We start from the raw sequence: 25,776 nt of genomic DNA, 5'->3' as shown, positions 1-25,776 counted from the left end.
GCCTTCACTTACGTGAAGGCCTTTTTGCATTGGGCGATTTAGAATGCTGCGCGAACCCTCTTGGAAAGCGCAACGACATGCCCCTGCCCCAGATTCGACTTGCACGCTCCCTGCCCCTGGCGACGCTTGCCGCCGCCTTGGCGCTGACCGCCTGCCTGATGTGCGCGGCCACCGCCCAGGCCGCGGGCAATGTGCAGGCGTCGCACGTCGCCTATGCCCCCACGGCCGAACAGCTGCAAACGGTGGAGGCCTTCAAGCAAGCCCCGATCGATGCCTTCGTGCCCGGCGAATTTGCCCGCGCGGGCAAGACCGCCCTGCCCTACCGGCTGGTTTCGCCTCTGCCCGCAACAGGCAAGGATGCCGGCAAAAAATACCCGCTGGTGATAATTTTCCACAGCTCGGGCGGTGTCGGCACGGACAATCTGTCGCCGCTGAACGCGTTCACCCGCACTTTCGGCACGGAACAATCCCGGCGCGATTTCCCGGCTTTTGTACTGGTGCCGCAGACACCGGGCCGCACGGCCAACTACACCAAGGACGTGCACGACGTACGCATTTCCAAGGCGGGCCCGGACCTGGGCGACGTCATGCGGCTCGTCGACGACATTGCCAAGCGCCACCCGGTGGACACCAGGCGCATCTATGCCGTCGGCTTTTCGATGGGCGCGTCGGCCGCGCTGGACGCCGCCGTCGCCTCGCCGCGCCGTTTCGCTGGCATCGTCGCCATGTCGGGCGTGCCGCCGGAGCGGTCGCTGGCCAAGCCGCTGGCCGGCATTCCGGTCATGCTGATGCACGGCACGGCCGACAAGGAAAATCCCTACGAAGGCAGCCAGGTGTGGGCCAAGGCGCTGGCCGCTGCCGGCGGCCAGCCGATCTTCATCACGTACGACGGCATGGATCACCGCGTTGCGCCAGAGCTGTTGACCGCCAAGCCCTGGCGGGAATGGCTGTTCCAGCAACGGCGTCCCTGAAACAAAAAAAAAGCGCGCACCAGGCGGCCAGGCCGCTTGGTGCGCGCTTTTTGCTGACGGGTGGCGGGCAGGCAAAGCCTGTGCCACCCTGCCCCTCTTACCCCTTGTGCAGCGTGTCGCGGCGCCGGCCGCCCCACGTGGCGCACAGGCTGGCCACGAAAGCGCCGATCAGCATCGACGCGAACCCCCACAACGCAAACGCAGCGGCCGCCTTGCGCGCCTTGTCCGCCGCTTCGCGCGCCTTCTGCTTGGCCTCGTCGGCAGCCTTCTTGGCGTTCTGGATGGTCTGGTCCACACGCTGCTGCGCCGCGGCCGCATCCATGCCAGTCTGCGCCGCGATCACCTTGGCGACGTAGTCGCGGTCGGCGGGCGCCATCTCGCCATGGGCGAGACTCATGGCCACGATGCGCCCGACCTCAGCGCGCGACGCGGCCTTGTCGCCCGCGGCGTCAGGCCGATCCGAACGCAGCAGCACATCGGTCAGATAGTCGCTGGCGTTGTCCATGCCGCCCGAGCCCGCGCCAGCCGCCGCGGTGGCGGTGACGGCCGCCCCCGCGCCGGCTGCCACCGAGGCGCCCGCCTTGGCCGCGCCAGAGGCCAGCGTCGCAATGGCCGACCCCAAGAGTGCCGCACTCACGACCGCGCTCAGCGCCCACACCAGGAAGCCATGCGCGGTGTCACGGAAGTACACCTCGTCCACATGCGTATCCACCCACTTGGTGCGCAGCCGACCGGCGACGTAGCCGCCGATGCCGTAGGCAATGATCTGCGTGAACAGCAGCCACGCGATGACGCTGATGCCGACTGCGGGGGCCGACATGCCTTCGCCGGCCCAAGGCGACACCGACAGGAAGCCCAGGCCGGAGCCCCCGGCGAACAGCGCCAGCGACAGGGCCGCCGCGATCACCGCGCCGGCAAACACCGCCGCCCAGGACACGGCGGACACCGCTGATTCACGCGCGGGCATTGCACCGGCATAGGCTGCGCCGCCGTAGGGCTGGCCTGCCGAAGTTGCGTTTTCCATGGTTATTCCTTGTTCATTGTTTATGCGGCCGCGCCTGGATTGAAGGCGCCGGCGCGGAAACCCAGCGGGGTGTCAGTGCCAGAACAGCGCCAGCAGAATGATGATGGGAATGGGTACCCCCAGCAGCCAAAGCAGAATGGATCGCATGTAAACCTCCTTGGTGTCACGAACAGATGGAATTGCGGGAATTCGCCGGCGCTCAGGCCAGGTCGATGGTGCCGGGCGCGCGCGGATCCGGCGCAGGCGGGATCACGTCAGGTCCGCCAGGGTCGTTGGGCGGCCGGTTGGTGTCGGGGCGCGGGTCGTCAGGCCGCGGATTGCCGGGCAGCGGCGGATCGTCGGGCGGCACATCGTGCGGTGCCCCCGGTGGCCGGTGATTGAGTTGAGTCATGGCGGGGTCTCCTCGGCGGCGCCAATTGCGCCGGACCGCTACCCAGCAATTGCCGTGCCCAGCCCGCCCCCCCGTGGCCTTGAGGCGAAAAAAAAACCCTCTGGCGAGGGTTTGATGCGGGGTGTCAGGACTTCGGCGGCTTGCCTTCCCGCGGCGGTTCCGCGCCGGCCTGACCCTCTTTGCCCAGAAATTCCACTACCGCCGCCTTGCCGGCGGCCGACGCCTCGTCCTGGCTGGCGTAACGCCGCTCGGAATAATTGGTGCTGCGCACATTGCCGCTGCCGGGGTCGAGCAACGTGATGATCCAGGCGAATTCGCCCGGCAGCAATTGCCTGACCTGCAGGGTGGCGCGCGTGCCCGGGCGTAATCGTTGCGGCATGTTTGGCGGACTGGGGAATGACTCGACGCCGCCATCGTAGCGCAAAGCGCGCCACCGGCGGGCCAGTGCCAATGCTGCAGGCGCACATGCATTTCATGCTGCACAGTGCGCGGCAAAAACGCCACACCGCCATTCGGCGTCAGGAAAACCCTAGCGCCATCCGCCTGAATACAGGCGCACAATCAATCCAAACATGTAGACCGCAGCAGCGGCGGCCGCATCCCTTTAATCAGGCGAGGACGGAGACAACATGACTTACGTAGCAGTGGTTATCAGCTGTTTGATGGTTGTGGGTATCGTCGCGTTGGTGATTCAAACGGTTCAAAGCGCAGGGCCCGAGCCCTGGCTGAAGATCTCGGCGGCGATTATCAGTTCCCTGTTCGCATCCCTGTTGCTCATTCCGCTTGGCTACGCTGTCGCGCAGACCATGGTGATGGATTGAGCGTTACCGTCGGCTGAGACCGGGGCTACCCGCCCCGGGCCGGCCTGCCGCGCGTTGCCGCCCAGCAGATCAACGAGCCGGCGGTCACCATTGCCACGCCTTGCCAGAACGCGGCCGTCAATGCCGTGGACAGCCAGACGGCCGCAAAAAACGTCGACAGCACCGGGGTGAAATACGACGCGGTGGCGAGCAGCGTCAGGTTGCCTTTGAGTATCCCCAGATTCCACAGCGCATAACCGGCGGCCATCGCGCCCCCGGTCACGCACAGTTCCAGCACGCTGGCCCCGCGAAACACCAGGGCGGGCTCGTCGCTGAACCCGTATTTGATCCACAGCACCGCTGCCGTCAGCATGAAAAACAGCGCCACGCCATTCTTGCCGTCGGCAAAGCGTTTGGTGACGTTGCAATACACGGCCCAGATAATGGCGCCGCTGAACGCCAGGCCATAACTGAGAGGATTGCTCGATATATTGGCGACCACGCGGTCCCAGGACAGCCCGCCCGAACCGCCGACCACCCAGACAATGCCGCACAACGACAAGGCAATACCGGGCACCACCCAGATTCCCGCGCGCTGGCCATTGATCAGGATTGCCAGGATGACCGTGAAGCATGGCCACAGGTAATTGACGATGCCCAGTTCGATGGCCTGGCCGCGATTGGCGGCAAATCCCAGCGATAGCGACAGGCAGATTTCATAGGCAACGAACAGCACGCTGCCTGAAATCAGGTACGAGCGCGGAAAAGACCGCAGTTTCGGAAAACCCAGCAGCATCACCAGGAACGCCGATCCGACCGTATAGATCAGGGCCGCGCCCCCAATCGGGCCGAAACTCTCGCTGACACTGCGGATCAGGCCCACGACGGTGCCCCAGAGCACCACGGCCATCAATCCCAGGAACGTCGCCGTCTTCCGGCTGGGAGTAAATTGCATTACTTTTTCCGATTGCCCGAAATTCAAGCCACCGCCCGCGCCGGGCAACGCGCGCGCCAAACCGTCGAGAGTGTAGCCAAAACCGCAGACCCGCCGCCGAGCCCGTCGGCATACGGGAATGAAATGCCAGAGAAGCGCCCGTTGAACAACACACAAGAGGGAGAACGAGCCGCATGACCATTTCAATACGCAGGCTGACCGACGTGCTCGCCACGACGGAATCCGGCCGACTCTATCGGATAGAAGTCTTTTCTCAGGCCGACCGGCCCCACCCGCCCGCCAGCGCCGCGACCACTCGCTACATTCTCAGGACCTCGGAAGGCGAACGCGTCATCGCCCTGGGCGAACGGCGTTACCGCCTGAAGTCGGGCGAGGTGCTGACGGCCCTGACCCCGCCGCCCGCACCGCACCACGACGCCTGAGCGCCCGACCCGCCTCAGCGGTCCGAAGCGACGCGCCGCTTACCCAGGCCCTTGGCGCGGTACAGCGCCATGTCGGCGCGTTCCAGCAACTGCAGCATGGTGACGCCGGATTGCGGGAACACGGCAATGCCCACGCTGGCCGACACGGCAACCCGGATCTTGGGATACGGCAACGACAGGCTTTCGACCAGCGCCTCGGCCACGGCCTGCGCGTTGTCGCGGTCGGCGCCCATCAACAGCACGGCAAATTCGTCGCCGCCCAGGCGCGCGGCAACATCCGATACCCGGATGGCGCGGGCCATGCGGTCGGCCGCCTCTTTGAGAACGGTGTCGCCGGCGGCATGGCCATGCATGTCGTTGACGGCCTTGAAACCGTCCAGGTCGATCGCCAGGATGGCGAAGGATTCGCCGCTGCGCTGCGCCACGGCCAGCTCGCGCAGGACCATTTCGCCGAACAGCACCCGGTTGCACAGCCCGGTCAGCGGGTCGTAGTGCGCCAGGTGCTGGGCGTGCGCCAACATGCGCGACGCCTGTAACAGCGCCGTGCCGACCTCTTCGGCTTCCTTGACCCGCGTGCCCGGCAGCTCGACGGTGCGCCCCTCGCCCAGCGCCAGCGCCGGGCCGACCAGGCCCTGCACCGCCGAGGTCAGCCGGTTGGCCAGCCGCAGCGCCAGCCACAAGCCCAGCCCGAAAGCGGTCAACGTGCCCAGGGCCAGCCAGGCGATGGACCGGTATAGATCGGTCGTCAGCAGCGTCATCGGCGCCCCGGCGGCAACGGTCCAGCCGGTCAGCGCCGAACGGCTGAACGCCGTGTAGACGGGCGTGCCCTCTTTGGTGATGGTTTCCAGCGAGCCTTCGTTTTCCTGCTCGACGGCCCGCGCCAAGGCGGGCACGGCCTTCTGGCCGACGAATTTGGACGTCTCGCGCGTACGCGCCACGATGGTGCCGGTCTTGTCCAGCACGGCGGCGACCCAGCCATCCGGCAACCCGCGGCGGCCCAGCACGTTGCCGATGCGTTCGGGCGACAAGCCAACATTGAGGCTATAGGCAACGTCGTCGCCGCGCATCACGGGAACCCCCAGCGCGATGGTGGGATTCTGGCTGACCGCGCCCATGAACAGGCTGCTCAGCACGGGCTCGCGCGCCCGGAACACCCGGCTCATTTCCTGGGATACGCCCGACGCGGGCAGCGGCGTGCCATAGGGCACCAAGGTATTGACCACCTGATGGCCTTCCTTGTCGGTCAGGACGTAGCTGTCGACGATCTGGAAGCGGATGGCTTCGCGGGCCCGCTGGTGAAATCCGGCCAGATCCCCACTGATCAGGTCCGGCGACGACGCCAGCATCTGCAATCCCGCTTCGACCCCGGTCATTTCGCGATCGAGTATGGCGGTGAGATTACGCGCCATGAAAATGGTGTCGCGAAATATCCGTTCTTTCTGGACCTGATAGCTTTCGTAGACAGCGACCGACGCCACCATCAGGGCCGGCGCAATACAGGCGAACACCAGCGCCAGCAGGCCGGCACGCATGGAATACCGGTGCCGCGGACGAACCCGCGCAGCGGCCAGGCTTTCGCCGTCGGGCATATTATTGTTCTCCGCCGCGCATGTGCCCGGGGCAATGCGCCTGCCGATACTGCACCCCCTGACCCATAGCGCCTCTCCTGGAGCTTGCCGTGCGGGCGATGGGCCCGCATCGGTGAAAAGTCAGAAATTATTGCAGAACCAGAACCCAACACAATATCCGCCGAGCAAAACGCGCGCCAAAAAAAAGAAGGCGCCCGCGGCAGGAAAATCGCGATCCCAATTTACCTCAAAAACAAAGCCTGGCAACGGTTTCATTATGTTCGAGCACTTGCCGGCGAATATTCGCCGGGGTCGCGTCCACTTCCCCGCCGGAATTGAAATAGACCGGCCGCGCATGATCGCAATATTCAATCCCGGTCCGCAGGGGGGGCTTGGCGCACCCACCCAGACTTGAGGCGATCAGCCACGGCATCGTCATCGCTGCGAGCCACCTTTTCCTGTACATCCCTGGCCTCCTTGCGGGCGTCGGCCGCCCGCCCCTGGAGGCGGGCCTCACTGTCCGAGCGTTCCTGCGCCCGGCCCATGGCCCGCCCCCTCCAATAAACCCCGGCGACGGCGGCCAGGCCCGCCAGCACGGCCGCCACGACGCCGAGGCCCCGCTTAATCCACTGTTGCAACATGCGCTGCGCTCCTGGCCGCGGGGGCGGATACCGCCGCCACGGCACGTTGATACAGGCCGTCCCAGCTATCCCGCCTGGGCTTGCCGGGCCGCCAGGTGCGCAGGTACAGCGCCCAGGCCGAGTCGGCGTCGCCGATGCGCGGCAGGCTGGCCGGGTCCGACCACAGCAACAGGCGCGCAAACGCCGCCGCCAGCACGTCGTCCTGGTCGAGCCGCGCATACACAGACGGCGCGGTCGCGACCACCCCGCGCGCCAGGCAAACCTGGCTGGCGGCGTCCCGGCAGGCCGGATGCGTCAACACCCCGCGTACCCCGCCGCCCTGCTCGAACTGCCAAAAGCCGCGCGCCGGGCCGCCGATCTGGCGCCGGTGAATGAAGCGGCTCTCCTGCAGGCCGATCGCCAAGAGCAGGCAATGCGCCTGCCGCGAATCCATCCGCGCGGGCAGCAGCGCCATCGCCGGCCGCACCGCGCTATCCATGATCTGGTCAAGCGTCATGCTTGCCCTCCTTGTCTGATTGCGTTTCCAACCCGAGCGTCTTGCGCCGTATCTCGACTGCCCAGTCCACCAGGTCCTGGTTTTGCAGCTTGGCCGTCAACCGCAGGTAGGCGCCCAGCACCCACCAGGCCGGCAGCCCGGCCAGCAGCATGCAGGGCCCCAACACGTAGAACATGGCCAGCAGCCCGTCTTCGCCCAGCCCGGTGCGCTCGGCCATCCAGTAGGCGGACGACATGATGTCGGGCATCCAGGCGATCATGCCGATCGCCAATATCGGCCCGAACAGAAATGAACTGACCACCGTGCAAGCGGTGCGCGCCACGAACTCGCGCGGCGAGCGCGGCGGCATCAGCAACATGCCGATCAAAGCCGCCATCGCGGCCGGCATGCCGAACGCCATCGCAATTTTCAGGGCGGCAAAACCGCCCAATCCCGTAGATCCCGGTTCCATGGTTGCTCTGCTCCTAAGTGAGGGTGAGCATGAATGCCTCCCGAATAAGAAAATGGCCCGCCAAGGCGGGCCGGATAGACGCGTGAAAAGGTTGGTTTGCGGCGCTGCGGGCGACCTAGCCCGGCAGCGGTGTATCGGGCGGCGAGAACGAGCCATCGACGTAGGCCCAGCCTTCTTCGGGTTCGGGCGTAGCGCCGGTCACGTCGACCAGCGTGATGTTGGGAGCGAATACCGGTTGTTCCTCCGCCTGAAATTTCCAGTGCGCTTTGTTGTCGAGAATTTGAATGAAAGTACGCATGCTTATGCCCTTTGAATGATGATTGCGCCGACCATGCCAGCCCCACCGACGTTGCCAGATCCCGCACCCACGCCACCGCCGCCACCACCGCCACCCGTACCGGAATTAGCATCGGGTGACGTGGTGCCGGCCATGCCGGGCGTCCCTGCCAAGCCTGACCGAGCGCCCCCTTGCCCCCCACGACCAAGCGGAGAGGTTGCGCCACATCCGCCATTTCCCGACACGCCCCATAGCGTCGTCGCCGTGCCGCACGTACCCGTGCCAGCGCCAAGGGCACCGACACCCGGGAATGGTCTGCCCGTGTAATTCGAGCCGCCCGCCGCCCCGCCGCCCGGACCGCCACTGACGGAGACAAGTGCCCCCAGGGAAGTGACACCACCCGAGCCCCCATTCAGACCTACATCCCCACCGTACGCCCCGCCCTTGCCTGCGCTGCCGATCGTTACGGGAATGGTCGCGGCATCCGGTAAGCGCACCTGGACCTGCTTCCACTCACCGGCCGCGCCGCCGCCACCACCGCCGCCGCCCCAGGTGTCATATCCCGAAGCGCCACCGCCACCGCCGCCCCCGCCACCGATCAAAAATACATCGACCAGCTTGCCCCGCCACTCAGGCGGAATGGGCCAGTCTTGGGTCGACGTGATCGTCACTCGCTTTGGCACACCGCTGTCGGCCAGCGCCGCACGGACGAATTCAGTCGTCGCCACCCGAGTGGTGCTGTCACCTGCAGCCGGCGTGGGCGCCGTCGGCACCCCCGTGAATGCCGGCGAAGCGGCCAGCGCTGCCACGAACTTGGCCTGCAGGGCCGCCAGGTCGCCGTTGTCCAGCACGTCCTGGCCGGACTTGTCGGCGATGTACTGGGCGATCATGGCCGTCACGAAGGACGCCTGGCGCCAGACGGTGTTGAGTTCTTTCGACTTGGCCGTGCCGGCCGAGAAGCCGCCCAGCCGGGCGGCCAGCGCCTGGTAGTCGGCAGGCGTCAGTACGTTGGCGCCGGGAACGGTGCCGAAGGGAAGAATTTGATTGATAGCCACGGAATGTCCTTATTCAACCGGCAAAAAGCGAACCCCAGAGTCCGCTGTCGAACCCCGAGATGTAGTGGTTTTGAACGTCAAAACCGAACAAAGGCCCCTCGCCCGAGGGGATGACGTAGTAACTGATGCGCACGCCCTCGGGCTTGAGCGGGATGTAGCCCCCGGTCAAGAGCGCCAGGAACAGCGCGGACGGCGGCGTGCCGGCCACACCGATGTCGACTGACATGTCGCCGTTGTCCTGGATGAAGACGTGGGTGCCGCCGCCGAAGATGCGGTCCAGGATGGAGGCCGATGTCTCCAGCGTGCCGTCCCAGTGGTTGGCGCCGATCTTGGCCCGCAGCAGCAGGCGGTAGGTCTCGTCGTCCAGTTCGGTCAGGCCGCTGTCCGGATCGAACGGGCCCTGCCACACGCCCTGGTCAAAGCCCAGGCCGTCGGTGTCGTGCGAGAAATACACGCCCGCCAGCGGCGTCTTGATGCGTCGCGCCAGCCCCACCCACAGGCCCACGGCGTCCAGCTGATGGCCCACCGCCTGGTCCAGGTCAAAGGCATCCGGCAGCCCGCCGTACAGGTTGCGCAGGTCCACCATGCCCTGGCACAGGGCCTGGACCGTGGCGGTGAAGTTGGGCTTGCCGCGGTGGTAGGCGGACAGCAGGCCGGAGTATTCGCTGATGTCCGCCATGTCACACCACCGTCAGCAGGACACGGTCCAGCGTGGCCGAGGCGGCCTGCTTGAACGTCAGGGCCACGTCCGGCGCCCCCGTGGCCCCGGCCGCCGACAACGTCAACGCCGCGATCTTGAAGGTGCCGTTGCCCGCCACGCCATTGGCGGCGCTGATGGCATCGCCCCACTCCACCGAGCCGCTGGCGCCGCCACCGATGGCGACGCCGTTGACGTAGTCGGCCACCGCCTGCCTGATCGCCACGCCGGTCGCCGCCGTGTAGCCGGGCAAGGCGCGGATGCGCACGTCCACGGTGACCGGCAGCAGTTCAGGCCGGAAGAAGTTGATGGGATGCGCGATGCCGTAAATGTCGTTCACCACCACCGTGGTGGTGCCGTAGGTGCCGGTGCCCGGCGTCTTCTTGGCGGCAATGGCCTGGGCGATGGCGACGGCATCGCCGCCGTCCACCACCAGGCTGATCGAATGCGGCGGCAGGCCCTGGGCATCGGTGGCGCGGGTGTCGTTCTCGTAGGCCGCATAGCGGTTCACGCCCGGCACGGTCGCCACGGCCCCGATGGTGCCCTCGAACACGGTCTTGGACGGCAGCGCGACCGAGACGGCCTGCCGCTGCCGCAATGCCGCATCGCTCTCGATGGGCGCGCCCGGCGCCGCGGCCGCCGGGTTGGTGGCGGACTGCCAGCCGCGCGTCGGCGTCGCGATCTGGTCCACGGTGTGCGCCGGCGCCGCAACCGCGCCCATCTGCTGGCACGTCGCCGTGACCGTGATCTCGCCTTCGGACGGAATCGTCACCTGCGCCGGCAGCAGCCATTGGATGCCGCTGGCGTCCTTGACGATGCCGCCGCTGATCAGGGCGCCGCCCTGGCCGACGAGGCGCAGATCCACGGTCGACTGCGACGCAACCGCCCGGCTGATGCCGTTGATCTTCACATTGGACGACAACGCGCCGCCCGCGGCGGTAGCCGGCGAGAAGGCGTTGTAGACATTGATGGCCGCGATATTGGCGTCGTTGATGGCGGACGCGAACACGGCCAGCAGCTGGCCGTCCTGGCTGTCGGCTTCCAGGTAGGTGTCGGGCCCATAGATGGCCCGATACTGTTCCTGCAGGTACTGCAGCACCTCGCCATAGGACGGTGCGCGAATGCCGGCGGCGTCGACCACCGGCGCGGTAGAAAGTATCGTCATAATGCTGCCTGCACAATGGCGGTGCCATAAAGGGTTGAAATCGTGGCGGCCACGGCCAGTGCCCGCGACTCGGCATCAAGCCGGCTCGAGTACTCGGCAATGCCCGTCACACCGGGCGTGCCCAGGATCCGCTCGCGGATCGCTCCGTCGTACGAAGCCTCGAAGCGCTTGCCCAGGACCTCGGTCCGCCAGGGCATGCCTTCGCTGGTGTCCAGGAACCACTCGCCGCGCAGCAGCATCAGGCGGGTCTTGACCGCCTGGGCCACCGCCTCGGGCGTGTCCCGGTGGAAGTCGGCCTGCTGCCCGCCGAACGAGTAGTCCCCGTTAGCGTCCATTTTTCGATAGCGCATTGGTGTCCTTAGTTGGGCGGCGTCGTGACCGCGTTGGCCCCCTGGGCCGTATGCGTATGGGTGTCGTCCACCCGCTTGCCGTTGGCCAGGATCTGGCCGATGACGTTGAAGACGCCGGTGATCTGCGCGGCCGAGCCTTCGCCGCCGCTGCCGACCAGACCGGCCACGTAGGTCAACAGCCCCTGCACCAGCACCTGGTCCGAGAACGTCGACCGGGGCGCGACCACGTCGAAACCGCCGGGTGCCACGATCCGGACCTTCTGGCTGGCCGGGTCCAGTTCGATCAGCGTCGAACCATCGTCGCTGCGCAACTGGGTGGCGCTGGTGCTGACGTTCGGAATCACCCGCGGCTGCGACCGCACCCCCACGAACACGAAGCCGTCCGACAGGTCGTGCATCCGCAACTCCGCCTGCTCCTGGACGCCGCCCGATTGCCACCAACCATCGATGCAGCGCGACGAGAACACCACCAGGCATTCATCGCCCGGCGCCACCGGAAAGGTCAACGTGCACTGCCCGCCGGTCGGAAAGAGCACCGGGCAATCCACCAGCAGCGGCAGCGCGTCGGTCACGATCGCGCCCGTCGGCAGCGTCCTGCGCGCCTTGATCGCGGGCTGCACCACGCAGGTCATGGCCACTGGGTCGAACGACTGCACGATGCCGGGCAGCGCCGTCCAGGTCATGGCCATGGCGCCCCGGATCGCGTCCTGCAGCGCCACGTTCGGATCATTGAGCCGTTCACGTCGGTTCATGAGGCCTCCTTCGGGGCAGATTGAAGCTGGCCGGACAGTTCGCCCGGCGGTTCCAGGGTGGCATCCCAGGCCAGGCACGTGATCGTGGTGTACCAATCGGTCTTGCGGGTATCGCCGTTGTGCTCGGCCACCATGACGTAGTAGTAGCCGTTGTCCGCCAGCTTGCGCTGGGTGGACAGGTCAGGCTCCGGCGGGGCCGGCTTAGCGCCGTTGCCCTTGGCCGCTTTTTCCTGCTTCAGCCTGGCCTGTTCGGCCTCGGTCTGGTAGCGATAGCGCTTGATGCTGTCGTTGTTCAAGTAGACCAGCCGGCCGGGCTTGATCGCAGGGTTGAGCAGCATCTTGACCTTGATGCCCTTGTCGATCTGCTCCGGCCGACCGATGACGCCGGTCTCGTCGGTCAGCACTTGCACCGTCTCCCGGACATACGACTTTTCCGGCACGATCTCGAGCCGGTTGTCGTGAATCCGCCAGAGGCACCCTGCCGTGCGGCAAAGGTCGTCCAGCACGTCGCGGCACATGCCCGCATTGACGTTGCCCCGCAGGCTCGCGCCTGGCGGCAGTTCGGCCATGTAGCCGGCGGTAATGCCCATCGGCTTCATGGCGGCCAGCACCGCCTGCACGCGGTCGTGCACCGTGGCGCCCTTTTGCAGCGTCTGGCTCATGGTCGCGAAGTTGTACGGCAGGTCGCCGTCCGCCGCGACGATGTCCAGGTAGGGGTTGGTCTGCCCTTCCGTGCCGCTGGACGCCTCGATCAAGGTGCCATGGAAGATCGTGCCCAGATTGCCCTGGTAGCCCGCTCTGAGCATGACCACGTTGTATTCCCGGCGAATCCGGCTGATGGCGGCCTCGCCCAGGTTGTAGATGCGGATCTTGGCGGTGCTGGGCTTGGAGGAATCCGTGTGCCTGATCTCGAACGTGAAATGAAAGTCCGACAGGTCCAGACCCTGGTCGTTGCCAATCAGCAGCTCAGATCCGCGCAGCCATTGCCGGGCGTAATCCATTGCGCCGGCTGCTTGCATTGATGTCGCCATGTCAGCCCGCCTTCCAGTAGAGCTTGGCCTCGACGCCCAGGTTTTCATAGGTGGGCGGATCGTCGGACAGACTGGCGTTGATCAACCACAGGCCGCCGCCAAACCCCAGGTGCCGGTACTGGCCCAACAGGTCCACGCCTGTCACGAGGGGAATGCCCGCCACCCGCGGCTCGCCTTCGGCGCTGTCGATATCCAGCACCCAGCCGTCACGGTATTGCACGGTCAGGCGGTATTCCTTGCCGCCCAGGGCGATCGTGAAACGCTGCGGCACCGGCAGCAAGGGAATCTCGTAGAAACTGGCCATCATGGGCTCCTCGGGTTCGCGACGGTCGCATTGCGGGTGCCGCCTTCCATCGGCCCGCCTGTCTTCCTGGCATCGGCATGGCGCGGCAGCGGCGGCACCGCCGTTTCGCGGGCATGCACGATCTGCACCTCGACCAGGTTGGCCGTGACGCGCAAGCTGCCCTGCGTATCCTTGTTGTGATCCACCTTCAGGCTCTGGATCAGCATGTTGCTGTACTTGCGCCGGCAGGTGATCAGGTCGAAGGGCTCGCGCGATTCCTGCAATGCCAGCAACTGCGTGTACACAGCCGTCACGTAGTCGGATGCCGCGGCCTGGCCGTTCGGCAGCGCTTCAGCGGTGGCGCCCAGCAGGCCTTCGTAGTCCGCGTTGCTCCAGCCGCACTGCATGACGACCTCGCGCGGCTTCTTGAAGGCGTGGTCGTTGATCGTGCGCGGGCCGCCCGGGCCACCATCCACGGGATGCGAGGTGATTTCCAACGTATCCGTGTAGGTTTCCTGGACCACCGCGGCGATCTCGATCTGGCCGATTCTCTTGGTATGCAGCAACACCATGTCCAGGCCGGCCGAACTCAAATCCGTCATTGGTATGCTCCCTGCGTGTTGCGTGTCAGGTCCGCGAAAACGCGATCCTGCTGGGTGGCCACGGCCGTGGCGGTCGCCATCGGATCGGCGGCGCCTTCCACGTAGATGTGGGTCGTGGCGTTCAGGTTGACTTGCGGCGACTCGACCTGCAGTTGCACGTCAAGCCTCGTGGGTGCTCCGCTGCGATAGCCCTCCCATGGTGCCGACATGACTTGCGGCATCGGCTCGCCGAAGGTCGGCAGGCGCAGCCCGACGCTGCCACCCTCTGTCGACGCAGGGTCACGACGCGTTTCCGGCAGGCCATTTACCGCCGACCGGAACTGCTCGCCCGCCTGTGCGGCCACCCGGTTGGCGTTATCCAGCATCTGCGTCGAGGTCATGCGGGGCGTCTTGGCAGCGGCCAAGAGCGCTTCGCTGCCCGGCGGCAGATATGCCTCCAGCTCGGCGGATCGCGCGGGAGCAGCGGGAGTGCCATTCTGGGCTGCAGGCGATGCATCAGCGGCCGCAGCCTGGGCGGGACCTTCGGGGGGAGCATCGCCAAACCAATGGTCCCAGACTGCCGAAATGAAATCGCCCGCAGGCAGATAGCCGGAGGCCTTGAACCACTCGCCATCGCGTACCGCCTGCTGGCCAATGGTGACATCGGTATCCGGCACGCCCAGCATGCGAGCCGCCTCCAATCCCAGACCAACGGCCAGGCCGGCCCGGCCGACCTTGCCGCCCAGACCGACGCCAGAAAAAACTCCGCCCAGACTTCCCAAACCCTGACTCGCCGCGTTGACCAATCCGATCGCATTGGCCAGGGCCACCAGGCCATTGACCAGCTCTGCGCCGCCCAACATGCGAAACGCCGCGACAGCGATCAGGATGCGGGTGCTCCATCCACCCGTTGCGGCGTCCAGGTCCAGGAACAGGCTGCCAATCCAGCCCAGCACGGGCGCGAGCCGCAGCGCCATGTCCAACGCCGCGCCCGCCACGTCGGACAGGCGCTTGCCGATCAACGGGCCATGGGTATCGAACCATTTGGCGAACTCTTCCAGCGGCCCTTTCAGTTTTTCGAAGAACACCCCTGATACCTGCAGGATGATCCCGTCTGCCGTACGGCCGATATCGCCGAGGCTGTCCATCACGGCCTGCGCATCGTTGGCCACCTGCTCCTGGCCATAGGCCCGCGCCAGATCGCGCAGCGTCTTGACCTCGGCCAGCGGCTTGGCCAGGCTTTTCGGTTCCGGTTTGCCGTCGCCATTGCCGGCTTCGCCCCGCGGGGGTGCGGCGGCGGGCATGCCCGCAAGCGTCGCCAACCGATCAGCCAACAGCCCGGCGGCCTGCACCGTCTGGAACAGCGCCTCGGTCAACCTCATGAAGCCTTGCGCCATCACCTCAAGCGTGTCTTCCAGCTTGCTCAGGTTTTGCGGATCCATCCGCAGGTCCCATGAGAGACCTGCGCCTTGCAATTCCAATGTTTCAGCCATTCTTCTCTGCCATTAGACGGCGGTGCGCTTCCGCCTTGTTGTCTGCCCGGACCGACAGCGCGTCGTTCAGGAGCGCGATGTCGGCCAGGTCCAGGGAACCGTCCTTGAGGGACTCGTACTTGCAGAGCCCCTCAAGCACCGGCGCCAGCAACCAGTCTTCGCCGCCCGGCAGGCTTTTCAGCCAGCCTGTGTCGCCTCGGGGCTGCTCGTCTGGCTCGTAAGCAGCCCTTGCATAAAAGGCCCCAGGTTGACGGTGATGACGCGCATCACCAGCGGCAACATCACGCCCAGGTCGATGTCCTGGAACATGGGCGTGCGCTGGCTGGCCGACCAGATGCCGGCCCAGCCGTGCTCCTGCTTGCGCTGGACGACCTGCAAGCACGTGTCGAGCACGTACTCGGCATCCTCATCCTTCATCGCCGCCAGGCCGTCGGCCAGCGGTTGCAGGACATCGGCCAAGCCGCCGGGGTCTTCCGACACCACGCGGTTGCCGCCCGCCAGGCGGACGAACACCGGGATCAGCGTCGGCAGGATCGGCGCGATGCGGCGCGAGATGTGGAACTGCTGCTTGGCACTCAGTTTTCCGATGGAATACCGGTTGCCGTTCAGGTCGATTTCCAGGGACATGGCTTAGTAGGTTCCGAGAATGGTGTCGATCTTGCCCGCGTCGAAAACCCAGGCAACGGTGTCGCCGTCCTTCTTGTAGGTCAGGTCGGGACGCTTGCCGAATGCGCACGAGCGGCAGGTGGTCACATCGCCAGTGGCCGGATTGGTCACGGTGATGAGGTTCTTGCCCCACAGGCGCGAATCCAGCGTCTGCGCGTCGTACAGCGCCTGCAGCTGGGCATTGACCGGCGAGGTCTTCAGGTAGGTCAGCGTCACGGTGCCGCTCTTGTTGGCGTTCAGCGTGTGCATGACTTCGCCGTCGGCGCCCACCGTCATGGTGTTGCGCGACGCGGCCATGGCGACGGTGATGCCCTCGTCGGCATTGCCCGAGCCGTAGCCCAGCGAAATCGCCCCGCCCGGGCCGATGAGACTGGCGCTGATATCAGCGAACGAATAGGTAGACATCTGCGACTCCTGATTAACGATTGACCGTGACGAGAACGTCGACGGTATGGATGGCGCCGGCTTCCTTGGCGGCGACCTGGAACGGAACGGCCTTGCGCGCTTCGCGGTCGGCCTGGGATTGCGTGGCGATTGCCGGGGCATAGACGTAATAGCCCTTGGACAGCGTGTCGCCCTGCTTGACCGCGCCGAAGCCGGCCGAATTCCAGACGCCCGGCGCCAGGTAGCCGTTGTTCACCGCGGCTTCGCACGCGGCCTCGATCACCGAAGCGATCAGCTGGTTGCCAGCGTCGGTCTGCGGCACCTTGGTGGGGCTGGTGTAAAGCAGGTTGTAGACGTCGGTCTGCACGCGGTTGCGGAACCAGATCGCGTTGTAGACCGAGTCGATGAAGATGCCGCTGGGCGTCACGCCGTACTGGATGATGGCCGTGTCGTTGTCGTAGTTGACGAAGACGTTGCAGTTCTTGGCGGCCAGCGTGTCGGCCTGGCTGCTGGTCAGGGTCTCGGCGACGATGCCGGGCTCCTGCTTGTACATCAGCGTGATCGTGGTGTTGTTGGCGTTGAAGTTCACCGTCAGCATGCGGCCCAGCAGCGAGGCCACCGCGTACGGATTGGCGCTGGAGAACTGCACGATCGTGTACTTGTATTTCAGCGCCTTCAACTGGCTGGCGATGTCGTCGTGGTGGGTCGGATCCAGCACCTGGGGCGACTGGGTCGACACGCCGTACAGGTGACGCTGGTCGGCCTCGATCAGGCCGGCCACGGCCAGGTGCTGGGCGCTCGTCAGTTCGGCGTCGGCGAAGGCCAGGCCCAGGAACTTGTTGGCGAAGCGGTCCAGGAACAGCGCCACGGCGTCCACCGGGGTCTCGGCAACGATGCCTGCGACGGGGGCCGAAGCCTGGGCGGCAGTCAGGCCCAGCATCGACGAAATGTCGGTGCCGGTACCGGGTGCCGACGCATAGCCCAGCGTCGAGGTGGCGCCCGAGGTGTTCGAGGTGACGACGAACTGCGAGCCGTTCCACACCGCCGTGGCGGACACCAGCGCGGTCGAGATGATCGAGGCCACGCCGTTCAGGTTGGTGGCGCCCGAGAAGTCCAGGCCGCTGATCGACTTGGCGGTGCCGTCAACCGTCAGGGCAAAGGCGCCCGCGGTGACCGCGGTCCAGGCGGACAGTTGCTTTTCAGCTGCCGACAGCACCGCGCCGCGCAGCGTCGCCGACGTGGCGCCCTTGGCCCAGCGGCCGATGTACAGCTGCGAAGGCTGGGGCGTCTGCTGGAAGTACAGCAGCGCGGCGCGGTATTCCGGCGCGGTGGTGCCGAAGTCGGCGGCGACGGCATCGATGCCGCCGTAAGCGCGCATGCGCTCGCCGGTGTCGATGACCGCGGACGAGCCCAGCAACAGGGCGGTGTTCAGGCTCGCGCCCTGCGCCGCCAGCGGCGACATGTTGATCGTAACGTTGATCAGGCGTGATACCGGCAATCCATTAGCCATGGTAAATCCCTTAATCTGCAAGGTGGTTGGTGTTGTCCGTCGGGGACAGCGACGCGGCATGCGTCGTGACCTGCGCCGACAGAAGATTCAGGACCGGATAGCTGCGGATGACCTGCCGCGCAAAGCGCAAGGTCATGTCGAACTGCCGTATCCACTGCTGATTCACGCGTTCGTGCTGGGCCAGGATCGGCCCCGCGCCGCTCACCGCGATGCCTTGCGCCTGCAAGGGTTCACGGTTCTGCGGCACGGCGGCGCCGTCGCGCAACTGCGCCGCATGGCGCAGTGCGCGCGGCCCGAACATCGAGCAAAGCACCTCGATGTCTTCGTGCCGAACGTATGAATCAGATCCTTCTCCGGTGGGGTCGTGAGCCACGACCGGACCGGCGTCCGCACGCTGCGACCGGATGTCCATCAGGCACCAGGTATCGGTTTGCGCGGGCGGTTCCACGCCGGCGGCAGGCCAGCGTGTACGAACCAGGTTGAGAGGCAGGCCGGACACGCCGGCGATGAACCCCTGGAACAGCGCCTCGAGTTCGGCATCCTCCAGGGGCGGAGAAATGGCCAGGGGCGCCAGGTAGCCACCGGTGGCCGAACTGTTCGCCATGCGTCGCTCCTTTGTTGTGAGTAGGCCCGAACGCCGTGTTCCCTGAAGGCGGCGCCAAGCAAAACGCCCCGCGTTCTCGGCGAGAACGCGGGGCGCGCAAATGAAAAAGGCCCGCCGATGGCGAGCCTGGTCAGGGGTACTGCAAAGAGCACTTGCCGACGCGTTGGCCGGACGTACGTACCCTCTCATAAATAAGGCCCGCACTGGGCGGGCCTTGTTTGGAGCCGTCGACGCAATGCGGGACGGCATGAACGAATTGTGCGGCAAGGTCAGGCGTGGGCGCAATCCTCCGCGTGTCGCACTTCGCTCCAGACATAGGCGAGCGAATTGCGGGCGTGCTCGATGCGCGCCACCTGGCCGCCATCGTGCAGGGTTTCCAGGACCCGCAGGATGGCCTGACGCATCGCATTGCGTTCGCGGCGCGACAGTTCCCGCGCGCCGGACGCGCCGCGAACCAGCTCGGCCATGCGCCACGGCCGGCCGGGATGGGCCGACATCGTATCCAGGACTTCCTTGGCGTATTTCATCGGGACGCCCCCCGTTCAAGACTATGTGCCATGCCTCGTCATCCTTGTTCCAGGTTTATGCCGGTTGTGGTCCTCCTGCGTCGGCTAGCGGCCAGCCCGACTGTCGTGGAGTTGCAATTCATGGTAGCGAGTCGCTACCATGAAGTCAACAGCGAATCGCTACTGTACTTTCCGGTAGCGGATTGCTACTATCGCTACCATGGACATCCGATCGATCCGACTGAACAACCTCAAGTACGCCGTGCACGAAGCCGGGGGGGTGGACCGCCTGGCCGAACGTGCCGGCGTCAGTCGCAAGTACCTCGACCAGATCCTTCAAGGATTCCAAGGCAAGCGGGACAAGAGCCCCCGCAAGGTCGGCGACGCCCTGGCCGCCAAGCTCTCGGTGGGGCTGGGCCAGCCCGCGCACTGGATGGATCTTCCCCATCCCGACCTGTGGCGCGAGCTTTCGCCCGACGCCATGCCAGACGAGCCGGCCGGCCGGCTCGTCTCTTTCGACCATGCACGGCTGGGCAGACCGAACCTCGACAACGTCCTCATCGCCCAGTTCGATACCGGAGGCGCAATGGGTAATGGCCTGGAACTGCGCGACCAGCCAGGCGTCATTCAAAGCTGGAACGTCAGCCCTGAATGGCTGCAAAAGAATGTCCGGGGCTTTTCCGCCTCGAAGAACCTGTGCATCGTCACGGGTTTCGGCGACTCCATGCGCCCCATGTTCAACCCGGGCGACCCCCTGATCGTCGACCGGGGCGTGCAGGCCGTCGAATACGACGCCATCTATTTCTTCCGCGTCGGCAGCGAAGGCTTCATCAAGCGGCTGCAGCGCATCCCCACCGCCACCGGCCTGGTGGTTCGGGCGAAATCCGAAAACACCAAGTACGACGCCTGGGACATCACCGAAGGCATGGATTTCGAGGTCTTCGGCCGCGTGCTGAAGGTCTGGCGCAGCGAGGACTTCTGACCCCCATGCCCCAACTCTCCCGCCTGTCGGCCGCCGAAAGAACCATCCTGCTTTACGGCGTGCTCGGCGCGCTGGGTGCGCTGGCGCTGCATGCAGCGCTGAAACATCACGTGTGGCCATGGCGCAGCACCTACGCCACCATGTTCGCCATCCAATTTGCGTGGCTGGTGCCGCTGGCCGGCGCCCTGCTGGCCGGCATGCCGTCTGCCCGGCGCTGGCTGGTAGCCCTGGCCGCCTTCGGCGTGGCGCTGCCCGCGCTGCATGCCTACAGCCTGACCACGCTGCTGGGCCCGTTGCCGGTCGATGGCGACAGCACCGGCCTGCGAGCCGCGGCCACCGTCATCACGGCAGCCAGCGCCTTCATGCTGCTGCCGCTGGTGCAGGCGCTGGACCCGTCCACCCCGCATTGGAATTACCCGGGGGTCTTTCGCGCGGCTTGGCGCATGACCGTCACGCTGGCCTTGGCGGGCGGGCTGACCCTGGCGGTGTGGTTGCTGTTCTGGGCGACAGGCCAGATGTTCCGCATGATCGGCATCATCGTGGTCGACGACCTGGTCCAGTCCATCTGGTTCGTCTTGACGGTCATGCCGCTGGTGCTGGCGCTGTGCCTGGTCGGCGTACACCGCCGCCCCCAGTTGGCAGACACCCTGCAACGTTCATGGCTCACGCTCACCGCCTGGCTGCTGCCGCTGGTGGCGCTCATCGGCATCGCCTTCGTGCTGGCGCTGGCCGCCCGCCTCACGCTGGACCTGCAAGCGCGGGCGCTGTCCGCAGGGGCGCTGATCGCTTTCAGCGCCGTCTGGATCAAGCTCATCAACTCCGCCTGGCAAGACAGCCCCGACGCGCCCCCGTTCGGGCCGAGGGTGCAGGCCGCGCTGCGGGTGGCGGCGATCGGCCTGCTGCCTTTGGCATGCGTCGCGGTGTACGGCTTGGTGGTACGGGTGCAGCAGTACGGCTGGACCACGCCCCGCGTGTGGGGCCTTTATCTTGCGGCGTTGTTGGCCGTCCACGCGGCGGGCTACGCCCTGGCGGCCCTGGCGCCGCGGCGGTTCCATGCCATCCTGGGGGCCACCAACATCGCGGCCGCGCTCTGCGCCCTGGCCATGCTGGCAGGGGTCCAGACGCCGCTGCTCAGCCCCGACCGACTCACGGCCGACAGCCAGACCCGGCGCCTGATCGACGGCGCGGTGCCCCCCGGCGACTACCCTTACCTGTCCATGGCGCGCGACCACGGCGATTACGGCCGCCATGCCCTGCAACGACTGGCCGATGGCGATGCCCAAGCGCAAAGCCCCGAGATCGCCACCGCGGCAGACCTGGCGCTGAAGGGCCACTATTACGACTGGCGCGATCCGCGACGCAGCGGCTCGAAAACCGCCAAGCCACCGGCCATGCCTGTCCTGAACGTCTACCCCGCCGGCAGCCCGATACCCGAAGGCTGGTGGGCCGCAGCCACGATTTCCGATCCTTACCAGACGAATCACTGCATCAGCGCCGATCAGGCCGCCACGAAGGATCCCGCCAAAGCCTCACAGCGCTGCTGGCTGATCCACGCCGATATCACGAGCGTTGGCGCCCATGACTTGGTCCTGTATGTGCCGCCGCGCCAATTCGCCGAGCGGGGCGGCTACGAGGAATTCATTACCTACACGCAAGACGGCGACGGCACCTGGCGCAGTGTCAGCACCCAATCGCGCCGCTGGACCGAAGACCGCCAGCCCAACGATATCGGCGATGCGCTGGCGCGGGGCCAGGTTCACACCGAACCCCGCCCCGATCGCGACCTGATTGTCGGCGGGCAGCGCCTGCCGCTGCACTAGCGCCTGCGGCCGTGCAGGCGCCTGCTTTACATCAGGGCTTTTCTTCCAGGTCCGGCGTGCCGGTGAACTGGCTCTTGAGCAGCGTCAGCGCGCCCTTTTCCGCCAGCGCCTCGTTCGGAAAGACGTGCTTGGTGTCTTCCAACACGGGAAAACCGAAGACCCGCACACGGGCGTGATAGCCCTCGGGGGTTTCGGCGAATTCGATGTCGAAGTTGCGTTCTTCGATCCAGCCCGATTTATGCAGCTTCCAATCCATGTCCGACGCGCTCCAGGTAAGCGAGGCCGGCAGCGGCAAGCGCCGCGGACGCCGGCATCGAGGGTTGATATACGGGGTCGATTACGGGTCAGGCCGGCCCCGATGGGGCCGGCTCTGCGCTACACCATACACCCTGACGGCTGACGATGAATTGACGGCGCGCCAGCAGCGCGCCGCCCCGGCCTAGCGGGTCTTGGCGGACGAGTCGTCGTCGGCAGGCACGGGCGGCCGCGGCTCGATGGGCTCGATGACTTCTTCGTCAGGCGGCGAAAACAGGTCCCAGCTGGCCATGAACAGCGCGGCGATCAGCGGGCCGATCACGAAGCCGTTCAGGCCGAACAACGCCATGCCGCCCAAGGTCGAGATCAGCACCACGTAGTCGGGCATCTTGGTGTCCTTGCCCACCAGGATGGGGCGCAGCACGTTGTCGACCATGCCGATCACCAGCACCCCGAACGCGATCAGGACCACGCCCTTGACAGTCGCGCCAGTCAGCAGGAAATAGATCGCCACGGGCGCCCAGATCAGGCCGGCGCCCACCGCGGGCAACAGCGACAGAAAGCCCATGATGACGCCCCACAGCAGCGCCCCCTGGATGCCCAGGATGGAAAAGATGATGCCGCCCAGCAAGCCCTGGGATGCCGCCACCGCGATGTTGCCCTTGACCGTGGCGCGCACCACGGTGGTGAACTTGCGGAACAAATGCTGCTTGTGCGCGTGGCTCAGCGGCATGGCGCGCTTGATGCGCAGGCCCAGCTGCGGGCCATCGCGCAGCAGGAAGAACAGCAGGTACAGCATGATGCCGAAGCTGATCACGAACTGGAACGTATCCTGCCCGATGCTCAGGGCTTGCGTCGCCAGGAACTGGCTGGCCTGCATGGCCCCGGCGCTGAGCTTTTCCTGCAGGCTGGGAATGTCGGCCAGGTCAAAGCGCGCCAACAGGTCATGCACGGAAGGCGGCAATGCCTCCATGGCTTGCTGGAAATACGCGCCGAAGTTCAATTGCCCGGATTTGATGCCCTGGTAGAGATTGGCGCCTTCGTTCACCAGCGAGCCGCTGATGACCACCAGCGGCAGAATCACCAGGAACAACACCAGCATCAGCGTGATCAGGGCCGCCAGGTTGCGGCGTCCGCCGATGCGCGGCACCAGGCGGCGTTGCAGCGGCGCAAACAGGATGGCCAGGATGGCGCCCCAGAACACCGCGCCATAGAAAGGCCAGAGCAGCCAACCGAACGCGATGGAAACGATCACCAGCAAAAGCAGGAAGGTTCTGTAGTGCAAACTGGAAGATTGACTCATGTTCCGTCCAAGGCGCGGCATGCGCCGCGAGACCCGCATTGTACAAAGGCCCACAGCGCCCGGCCGCGCGCCGAGGGCGTCGGGCGGGTGGCCCGCCGGGAGTCAGGAATCGCTACCCGCGGCCCGCAGTACCGTGGCCCGGGCCTGTTCCAGGGCGACGGATCGTGCATTCAAGGCCAGCAGACGCTGGTTCAGCGCCTGCTGCAGCGACGGGGAGGCGACCTTGGCCTGACCGTCCTCCAGCGTGATGTCGGCGGTATTGGCCGCGACGAAATCGACGATGCCCAGCGCATCCCGCGCCACCGCGTCCATCGTGGCCGCGGCTTGCATCAACTCGGTGGCGGGTGCCGTGACCGCCTCGTCGTAAACACCGTCATAGACGGGCGCCAGGTCCGGCGGCAGCGCCAGGCCGCTGCGGGCGCGGTCCGCCTTGGCACGGGCCTCTTGCAGGTCTCCCGCGCTGTCCGCCAGCGTCTTGCGGGCCGCCTCGAAGGTTTGCCGCCGCTGCACGATGTCATCCACCGAGCGGATGGTTTCCGCGGCCAGCACCTGGCGCAGCGGCGCGGCCGCCTTGGCCATGGATTCCTGGAACCGCGTGATCACCGCATAGGCGTCGTCGTAATCGCCCACGGCGTCCTTTTCGGTGTCGCTCAGCTTACCGATGGGCACCAGGGCGCCGGCGTCGATCCGGCTTTGCAGCAGGTGGATGAAGGCCGCGCGCTCCTCGGGTTCCCGGTTGCCGCACGCCGTCAGCGCCAGCATCGACGCCGCCGCCAGGCTCGCCAGGCACATCCGCCAGATTGCCATGCCTATCCTCCTTGCCTAGAACACTGCCCGGGGGCGCACGCCTGCCGCAACAGGGCAGCCCTCGGGCAGATTATCCCGAAGCGCCCAGCGCGCGCCGCGCTCGGGCGGATTTTGTTGCCATCGAATCGAGTTGACACAGGGGCTGCCGATTTCAAGCCGTCACGACGCCGTCAAAGGCAGGCGCAGCGCGCAGCGGCGTGCCGGATCGAACCCCGCATCGGCCTCGTGGCGCAACTGCGCGCGCAATTGTGGCCCCTGCTGTTCGGCGGGCACCTCGACAAAGCCCGACCGCCGATAGAACGGGCCATTCCAAGGCAGCTCGCGGTCGGTCGTGAGCGTCACGGCGCGATAGATCCGCGCGGCCGATGCATGGTCGACCACCGCCTGTAGCAAGGCCCCTCCCAGGCCGCGGCCCTGCTGGGGCAGCGCCACCGACATTTCGGCCAGGAACAGGTCGGCGTCCAGCGGTCGGGCCAACGCAAAACCGACGGGCAGGCCCGCATCATCCAGCGCTACCCAGAGCAGGCCGTCGGCCAAGGCCTGCGCCAGCACGGGTGCGGGCAAGGGGTCGCCCGCGCTGGCCCAGGCCATGGGCGTGCCCAGGAAACGGCCGGCGGCAGAGCGTTCGATATCGGGCAACAAGCCCAGGTCGGCGAAAGTGGCAAGTCTGATCATGGGGCGCCAAGTATGCCTGAGCCGGCAGCCCCGCACGCCGCATCGCCTAAAATGGCGGCCTGCCGGCCCGCCGCGGCCGCCCGTCACTTTTGCCGCTTCCCTGACATGACCCAAGACTCATCCCCCGACACCTGGGGCTTTGCCCATCCCGATTGCCATGGCGCCGCCGCCCTGATGTTTTTCATGAACGATCTGGCACGCGTGGCCAATCAGTACCTGGGACCGGACAAGCTGAGCCAGGAAGCCCTGGCCGATGCGCAAAAGGCCGTGGATGCCCTGCTCAATCGCTACGTCCAGATCCAGGCCGCCCCCGAGGCCTTCGACGGCGAACGCGTCGAACTGGCGCTGGAAACCGATACCCGCCCCGACGGCTCGACCGCCGCCCAGGTCGCCCTGCGCATGTCGCCGCGATTGGAAGGCCTGATCATCGAAGCGCAGCGCCAGGCACGCGCGGCCACGCACTGATCTCGGGGCGCCCTGGGGGGCCAGCACGGCCTGCGCCCCCCCTTTACCTGCGCCATCAAAAAAGCCTTGCAGAATCCCCGAACTAGCGCTATCATTGTTAGTTGAGTCGGCCAAAACACCTATAAAACGTTGATTGAAAACGTTAATTCCGGCTCAAGCCAAATGGATGTATTACCCCAGGGGTGTATTACCCCAGATTGGTGAATCCAGGTTCTGCGACAGATAACCCTAAAAACGCAGACTCAGGTCGCCAAACCCAGGCAACAAGCCCAATACACACCGCAGCACAACAAACTGCTGCGACAAAAAGCATTCGGCATGCCAAGCCGCAAGGCAACTTGCGTTATCGCGATCGCGCCGCCCAGTCCGGCAAGATCACAAAGCAGTTCGAACCAC

The 25,776-nt window shown here is 66.1% G+C and carries 34 protein-coding genes; 6 read left to right on the top strand and 28 right to left on the bottom strand.

Annotation, left to right across the window (positions count from 1 at the left end; translation table 11 throughout):
* The first annotated feature begins 77 nt into the window (after window positions 1–77).
* Complete coding sequence (locus AC3WMR_RS04440) at window positions 78–971, top strand: carboxylesterase family protein (RefSeq protein ID WP_492262789.1); 894 nt, start codon at window positions 78–80, stop codon at window positions 969–971.
* Between the two features lie 97 nt (window positions 972–1,068).
* Here AC3WMR_RS04440 and AC3WMR_RS04435 read toward each other — a convergent pair whose 3' ends face one another.
* The 3 genes from AC3WMR_RS04435 to AC3WMR_RS04425 form a co-directional block, all read right to left on the bottom strand.
* Complete coding sequence (locus AC3WMR_RS04435) at window positions 1,069–1,995, bottom strand: hypothetical protein (RefSeq protein WP_492262788.1); 927 nt, start codon at window positions 1,993–1,995, stop codon at window positions 1,069–1,071.
* Between the two features lie 199 nt (window positions 1,996–2,194).
* Window positions 2,195–2,386, bottom strand: coding sequence for a hypothetical protein (locus tag AC3WMR_RS04430; protein WP_492262787.1), 192 nt, complete (start codon window positions 2,384–2,386; stop codon window positions 2,195–2,197).
* A gap of 124 nt (window positions 2,387–2,510) precedes the next feature.
* Window positions 2,511–2,765 (bottom strand): hypothetical protein, encoded by a 255-nt coding sequence (locus AC3WMR_RS04425; protein ID WP_492262786.1) that lies wholly within the window; start codon window positions 2,763–2,765, stop codon window positions 2,511–2,513.
* 250 nt (window positions 2,766–3,015) lie between these two features.
* On the opposite strand from AC3WMR_RS04425, the gene AC3WMR_RS04420 reads away from it, so the two are divergent.
* Window positions 3,016–3,207, top strand: coding sequence for a hypothetical protein (locus tag AC3WMR_RS04420; protein WP_025141354.1), 192 nt, complete (start codon window positions 3,016–3,018; stop codon window positions 3,205–3,207).
* 25 nt (window positions 3,208–3,232) lie between these two features.
* Here AC3WMR_RS04420 and yddG read toward each other — a convergent pair whose 3' ends face one another.
* A complete protein-coding gene (yddG, locus tag AC3WMR_RS04415) occupies window positions 3,233–4,141 on the bottom strand; it encodes an aromatic amino acid DMT transporter YddG (RefSeq protein WP_492262785.1) in 909 nt (302 codons plus the stop codon).
* 173 nt (window positions 4,142–4,314) lie between these two features.
* Here yddG and AC3WMR_RS04410 point away from each other — a divergent pair, with 173 nt between their 5' ends.
* On the top strand, window positions 4,315–4,563 hold the full coding sequence (locus AC3WMR_RS04410) for a 6-phosphofructokinase (RefSeq protein WP_492262784.1): 249 nt from the start codon (window positions 4,315–4,317) through the stop codon (window positions 4,561–4,563).
* A 14-nt stretch (window positions 4,564–4,577) separates the two neighbouring features.
* Here AC3WMR_RS04410 and AC3WMR_RS04405 read toward each other — a convergent pair whose 3' ends face one another.
* From AC3WMR_RS04405 to AC3WMR_RS04310, 20 genes are all read right to left on the bottom strand, one after another.
* Window positions 4,578–6,152: a diguanylate cyclase gene (locus tag AC3WMR_RS04405; protein ID WP_492262783.1), complete on the bottom strand. Its 1,575-nt coding sequence runs from the start codon at window positions 6,150–6,152 to the stop codon at window positions 4,578–4,580.
* A 347-nt stretch (window positions 6,153–6,499) separates the two neighbouring features.
* Window positions 6,500–6,772 (bottom strand): hypothetical protein, encoded by a 273-nt coding sequence (locus tag AC3WMR_RS04400; RefSeq protein ID WP_025141012.1) that lies wholly within the window; start codon window positions 6,770–6,772, stop codon window positions 6,500–6,502.
* Window positions 6,753–7,268 (bottom strand): hypothetical protein, encoded by a 516-nt coding sequence (locus AC3WMR_RS04395; RefSeq protein ID WP_492262782.1) that lies wholly within the window; start codon window positions 7,266–7,268, stop codon window positions 6,753–6,755. The genes AC3WMR_RS04400 and AC3WMR_RS04395 overlap by 20 nt, the downstream gene beginning before the upstream one ends.
* The gene (locus tag AC3WMR_RS04390; protein ID WP_025141333.1) at window positions 7,258–7,719 is read right to left on the bottom strand and encodes a hypothetical protein; all 462 of its coding nucleotides are present in this window, start codon (window positions 7,717–7,719) and stop codon (window positions 7,258–7,260) included. The genes AC3WMR_RS04395 and AC3WMR_RS04390 overlap by 11 nt, the downstream gene beginning before the upstream one ends.
* A 115-nt stretch (window positions 7,720–7,834) precedes the next feature.
* Window positions 7,835–8,017: a hypothetical protein gene (locus AC3WMR_RS04385; RefSeq protein WP_492262781.1), complete on the bottom strand. Its 183-nt coding sequence runs from the start codon at window positions 8,015–8,017 to the stop codon at window positions 7,835–7,837.
* 2 nt (window positions 8,018–8,019) lie between these two features.
* Window positions 8,020–9,051, bottom strand: coding sequence for a glycine-rich domain-containing protein (locus tag AC3WMR_RS04380; RefSeq protein ID WP_492262780.1), 1,032 nt, complete (start codon window positions 9,049–9,051; stop codon window positions 8,020–8,022).
* Window positions 9,052–9,064: 13 nt separating this feature from the next.
* Window positions 9,065–9,730, bottom strand: coding sequence for a DUF2612 domain-containing protein (locus AC3WMR_RS04375; RefSeq protein WP_492262779.1), 666 nt, complete (start codon window positions 9,728–9,730; stop codon window positions 9,065–9,067).
* A 1-nt stretch (window position 9,731) separates the two neighbouring features.
* The gene (locus AC3WMR_RS04370; RefSeq protein WP_492262778.1) at window positions 9,732–10,913 is read right to left on the bottom strand and encodes a baseplate J/gp47 family protein; all 1,182 of its coding nucleotides are present in this window, start codon (window positions 10,911–10,913) and stop codon (window positions 9,732–9,734) included.
* A complete protein-coding gene (locus AC3WMR_RS04365; protein ID WP_175193983.1) occupies window positions 10,910–11,263 on the bottom strand; it encodes a contractile injection system sheath initiator in 354 nt (117 codons plus the stop codon). Before AC3WMR_RS04365 ends, AC3WMR_RS04370 begins: the two co-directional genes overlap by 4 nt.
* A gap of 8 nt (window positions 11,264–11,271) precedes the next feature.
* The gene (locus AC3WMR_RS04360) at window positions 11,272–12,015 is read right to left on the bottom strand and encodes a Gp138 family membrane-puncturing spike protein (RefSeq protein ID WP_492262777.1); all 744 of its coding nucleotides are present in this window, start codon (window positions 12,013–12,015) and stop codon (window positions 11,272–11,274) included.
* Complete coding sequence (locus tag AC3WMR_RS04355; protein WP_492262776.1) at window positions 12,012–13,016, bottom strand: phage protein; 1,005 nt, start codon at window positions 13,014–13,016, stop codon at window positions 12,012–12,014. Before AC3WMR_RS04355 ends, AC3WMR_RS04360 begins: the two co-directional genes overlap by 4 nt.
* A 31-nt stretch (window positions 13,017–13,047) precedes the next feature.
* Window positions 13,048–13,350: a phage baseplate plug family protein gene (locus AC3WMR_RS04350; RefSeq protein ID WP_492262870.1), complete on the bottom strand. Its 303-nt coding sequence runs from the start codon at window positions 13,348–13,350 to the stop codon at window positions 13,048–13,050.
* Window positions 13,350–13,931 (bottom strand): phage baseplate protein, encoded by a 582-nt coding sequence (locus AC3WMR_RS04345; RefSeq protein ID WP_492262775.1) that lies wholly within the window; start codon window positions 13,929–13,931, stop codon window positions 13,350–13,352. Before AC3WMR_RS04345 ends, AC3WMR_RS04350 begins: the two co-directional genes overlap by 1 nt.
* The gene (locus AC3WMR_RS04340) at window positions 13,928–15,403 is read right to left on the bottom strand and encodes a hypothetical protein (protein ID WP_492262774.1); all 1,476 of its coding nucleotides are present in this window, start codon (window positions 15,401–15,403) and stop codon (window positions 13,928–13,930) included. The genes AC3WMR_RS04345 and AC3WMR_RS04340 overlap by 4 nt, the downstream gene beginning before the upstream one ends.
* Window positions 15,396–15,554 (bottom strand): DUF6889 family protein, encoded by a 159-nt coding sequence (locus AC3WMR_RS04335; RefSeq protein ID WP_198529762.1) that lies wholly within the window; start codon window positions 15,552–15,554, stop codon window positions 15,396–15,398. The genes AC3WMR_RS04340 and AC3WMR_RS04335 overlap by 8 nt, the downstream gene beginning before the upstream one ends.
* A 26-nt stretch (window positions 15,555–15,580) precedes the next feature.
* On the bottom strand, window positions 15,581–16,030 hold the full coding sequence (locus AC3WMR_RS04330; protein ID WP_175193980.1) for a phage tail assembly chaperone: 450 nt from the start codon (window positions 16,028–16,030) through the stop codon (window positions 15,581–15,583).
* Between the two features lie 3 nt (window positions 16,031–16,033).
* Entirely contained in the window at window positions 16,034–16,474 is a 441-nt protein-coding gene (locus AC3WMR_RS04325) for a phage structural protein (protein WP_025140351.1), read from the bottom strand.
* Between the two features lie 13 nt (window positions 16,475–16,487).
* Window positions 16,488–17,963: a DUF3383 domain-containing protein gene (locus tag AC3WMR_RS04320; protein ID WP_492262773.1), complete on the bottom strand. Its 1,476-nt coding sequence runs from the start codon at window positions 17,961–17,963 to the stop codon at window positions 16,488–16,490.
* A 10-nt stretch (window positions 17,964–17,973) separates the two neighbouring features.
* Window positions 17,974–18,567 carry a phage neck terminator protein gene (locus AC3WMR_RS04315; RefSeq protein WP_492262772.1) on the bottom strand — a complete coding sequence of 198 codons (594 nt, stop codon included), beginning with the start codon at window positions 18,565–18,567 and terminating at the stop codon, window positions 17,974–17,976.
* A gap of 269 nt (window positions 18,568–18,836) precedes the next feature.
* Window positions 18,837–19,094: a hypothetical protein gene (locus tag AC3WMR_RS04310; RefSeq protein WP_492262771.1), complete on the bottom strand. Its 258-nt coding sequence runs from the start codon at window positions 19,092–19,094 to the stop codon at window positions 18,837–18,839.
* 199 nt (window positions 19,095–19,293) lie between these two features.
* On the opposite strand from AC3WMR_RS04310, the gene AC3WMR_RS04305 reads away from it, so the two are divergent.
* The gene (locus AC3WMR_RS04305) at window positions 19,294–20,055 is read left to right on the top strand and encodes a S24 family peptidase (RefSeq protein ID WP_025140347.1); all 762 of its coding nucleotides are present in this window, start codon (window positions 19,294–19,296) and stop codon (window positions 20,053–20,055) included.
* Between the two features lie 5 nt (window positions 20,056–20,060).
* A complete protein-coding gene (locus tag AC3WMR_RS04300) occupies window positions 20,061–21,875 on the top strand; it encodes a DUF4153 domain-containing protein (protein WP_492262770.1) in 1,815 nt (604 codons plus the stop codon).
* Window positions 21,876–21,906: 31 nt separating this feature from the next.
* On the opposite strand, the gene AC3WMR_RS04295 is transcribed toward AC3WMR_RS04300, so the two are convergent.
* From AC3WMR_RS04295 to AC3WMR_RS04280, 4 genes are all read right to left on the bottom strand, one after another.
* A complete protein-coding gene (locus AC3WMR_RS04295; RefSeq protein WP_025140345.1) occupies window positions 21,907–22,131 on the bottom strand; it encodes a hypothetical protein in 225 nt (74 codons plus the stop codon).
* Window positions 22,132–22,314: 183 nt separating this feature from the next.
* On the bottom strand, window positions 22,315–23,433 hold the full coding sequence (locus AC3WMR_RS04290) for an AI-2E family transporter (RefSeq protein ID WP_492262769.1): 1,119 nt from the start codon (window positions 23,431–23,433) through the stop codon (window positions 22,315–22,317).
* Between the two features lie 102 nt (window positions 23,434–23,535).
* Entirely contained in the window at window positions 23,536–24,240 is a 705-nt protein-coding gene (locus tag AC3WMR_RS04285) for a DUF3053 family protein (protein WP_492262768.1), read from the bottom strand.
* Between the two features lie 159 nt (window positions 24,241–24,399).
* Entirely contained in the window at window positions 24,400–24,915 is a 516-nt protein-coding gene (locus AC3WMR_RS04280; RefSeq protein ID WP_492262767.1) for a GNAT family N-acetyltransferase, read from the bottom strand.
* A 105-nt stretch (window positions 24,916–25,020) separates the two neighbouring features.
* On the opposite strand from AC3WMR_RS04280, the gene AC3WMR_RS04275 reads away from it, so the two are divergent.
* Window positions 25,021–25,380: a hypothetical protein gene (locus AC3WMR_RS04275; RefSeq protein ID WP_492262766.1), complete on the top strand. Its 360-nt coding sequence runs from the start codon at window positions 25,021–25,023 to the stop codon at window positions 25,378–25,380.
* Window positions 25,381–25,776: the final 396 nt, after the last annotated feature.

This window comes from Achromobacter sp. FW305-C-28 (assembly GCF_058783235.1).
Note: the sequence above shows the minus strand (reverse complement) of the source record. Positions and strands in the feature narration are given on the sequence as shown.

What these genes read in the sequence shown, in the direction of transcription:
- AC3WMR_RS04355 (WP_492262776.1), bottom strand. Translation starts at nt 13,016, where the DNA reads ATGGATTACGCCCGGCAATGGCTGCGCGGATCTGAGCTGCTGATTGGC.
- AC3WMR_RS04295 (WP_025140345.1), bottom strand. Translation starts at nt 22,131, where the DNA reads ATGGATTGGAAGCTGCATAAATCGGGCTGGATCGAAGAACGCAACTTC.
- AC3WMR_RS04360 (WP_492262777.1), bottom strand. Translation starts at nt 12,015, where the DNA reads ATGAACCGACGTGAACGGCTCAATGATCCGAACGTGGCGCTGCAGGAC.
- AC3WMR_RS04425 (WP_492262786.1), bottom strand. Translation starts at nt 2,765, where the DNA reads ATGCCGCAACGATTACGCCCGGGCACGCGCGCCACCCTGCAGGTCAGG.
- yddG (WP_492262785.1), bottom strand. Translation starts at nt 4,141, where the DNA reads ATGCAATTTACTCCCAGCCGGAAGACGGCGACGTTCCTGGGATTGATG.
- AC3WMR_RS04390 (WP_025141333.1), bottom strand. Translation starts at nt 7,719, where the DNA reads ATGGAACCGGGATCTACGGGATTGGGCGGTTTTGCCGCCCTGAAAATT.
- AC3WMR_RS04275 (WP_492262766.1), top strand. Translation starts at nt 25,021, where the DNA reads ATGACCCAAGACTCATCCCCCGACACCTGGGGCTTTGCCCATCCCGAT.
- AC3WMR_RS04305 (WP_025140347.1), top strand. Translation starts at nt 19,294, where the DNA reads ATGGACATCCGATCGATCCGACTGAACAACCTCAAGTACGCCGTGCAC.
- AC3WMR_RS04410 (WP_492262784.1), top strand. Translation starts at nt 4,315, where the DNA reads ATGACCATTTCAATACGCAGGCTGACCGACGTGCTCGCCACGACGGAA.
- AC3WMR_RS04290 (WP_492262769.1), bottom strand. Translation starts at nt 23,433, where the DNA reads ATGAGTCAATCTTCCAGTTTGCACTACAGAACCTTCCTGCTTTTGCTG.
- AC3WMR_RS04320 (WP_492262773.1), bottom strand. Translation starts at nt 17,963, where the DNA reads ATGGCTAATGGATTGCCGGTATCACGCCTGATCAACGTTACGATCAAC.
- AC3WMR_RS04435 (WP_492262788.1), bottom strand. Translation starts at nt 1,995, where the DNA reads ATGGAAAACGCAACTTCGGCAGGCCAGCCCTACGGCGGCGCAGCCTAT.
- AC3WMR_RS04370 (WP_492262778.1), bottom strand. Translation starts at nt 10,913, where the DNA reads ATGACGATACTTTCTACCGCGCCGGTGGTCGACGCCGCCGGCATTCGC.
- AC3WMR_RS04315 (WP_492262772.1), bottom strand. Translation starts at nt 18,567, where the DNA reads ATGGCGAACAGTTCGGCCACCGGTGGCTACCTGGCGCCCCTGGCCATT.
- AC3WMR_RS04375 (WP_492262779.1), bottom strand. Translation starts at nt 9,730, where the DNA reads ATGGCGGACATCAGCGAATACTCCGGCCTGCTGTCCGCCTACCACCGC.
- AC3WMR_RS04300 (WP_492262770.1), top strand. Translation starts at nt 20,061, where the DNA reads ATGCCCCAACTCTCCCGCCTGTCGGCCGCCGAAAGAACCATCCTGCTT.
- AC3WMR_RS04345 (WP_492262775.1), bottom strand. Translation starts at nt 13,931, where the DNA reads ATGACGGATTTGAGTTCGGCCGGCCTGGACATGGTGTTGCTGCATACC.
- AC3WMR_RS04340 (WP_492262774.1), bottom strand. Translation starts at nt 15,403, where the DNA reads ATGGCTGAAACATTGGAATTGCAAGGCGCAGGTCTCTCATGGGACCTG.
- AC3WMR_RS04285 (WP_492262768.1), bottom strand. Translation starts at nt 24,240, where the DNA reads ATGGCAATCTGGCGGATGTGCCTGGCGAGCCTGGCGGCGGCGTCGATG.
- AC3WMR_RS04405 (WP_492262783.1), bottom strand. Translation starts at nt 6,152, where the DNA reads ATGCCCGACGGCGAAAGCCTGGCCGCTGCGCGGGTTCGTCCGCGGCAC.
- AC3WMR_RS04310 (WP_492262771.1), bottom strand. Translation starts at nt 19,094, where the DNA reads ATGAAATACGCCAAGGAAGTCCTGGATACGATGTCGGCCCATCCCGGC.
- AC3WMR_RS04330 (WP_175193980.1), bottom strand. Translation starts at nt 16,030, where the DNA reads ATGTCCCTGGAAATCGACCTGAACGGCAACCGGTATTCCATCGGAAAA.
- AC3WMR_RS04430 (WP_492262787.1), bottom strand. Translation starts at nt 2,386, where the DNA reads ATGACTCAACTCAATCACCGGCCACCGGGGGCACCGCACGATGTGCCG.
- AC3WMR_RS04420 (WP_025141354.1), top strand. Translation starts at nt 3,016, where the DNA reads ATGACTTACGTAGCAGTGGTTATCAGCTGTTTGATGGTTGTGGGTATC.
- AC3WMR_RS04395 (WP_492262782.1), bottom strand. Translation starts at nt 7,268, where the DNA reads ATGACGCTTGACCAGATCATGGATAGCGCGGTGCGGCCGGCGATGGCG.
- AC3WMR_RS04365 (WP_175193983.1), bottom strand. Translation starts at nt 11,263, where the DNA reads ATGCGCTATCGAAAAATGGACGCTAACGGGGACTACTCGTTCGGCGGG.
- AC3WMR_RS04350 (WP_492262870.1), bottom strand. Translation starts at nt 13,350, where the DNA reads ATGGCCAGTTTCTACGAGATTCCCTTGCTGCCGGTGCCGCAGCGTTTC.
- AC3WMR_RS04325 (WP_025140351.1), bottom strand. Translation starts at nt 16,474, where the DNA reads ATGTCTACCTATTCGTTCGCTGATATCAGCGCCAGTCTCATCGGCCCG.
- AC3WMR_RS04440 (WP_492262789.1), top strand. Translation starts at nt 78, where the DNA reads ATGCCCCTGCCCCAGATTCGACTTGCACGCTCCCTGCCCCTGGCGACG.
- AC3WMR_RS04400 (WP_025141012.1), bottom strand. Translation starts at nt 6,772, where the DNA reads ATGTTGCAACAGTGGATTAAGCGGGGCCTCGGCGTCGTGGCGGCCGTG.
- AC3WMR_RS04280 (WP_492262767.1), bottom strand. Translation starts at nt 24,915, where the DNA reads ATGATCAGACTTGCCACTTTCGCCGACCTGGGCTTGTTGCCCGATATC.
- AC3WMR_RS04385 (WP_492262781.1), bottom strand. Translation starts at nt 8,017, where the DNA reads ATGCGTACTTTCATTCAAATTCTCGACAACAAAGCGCACTGGAAATTT.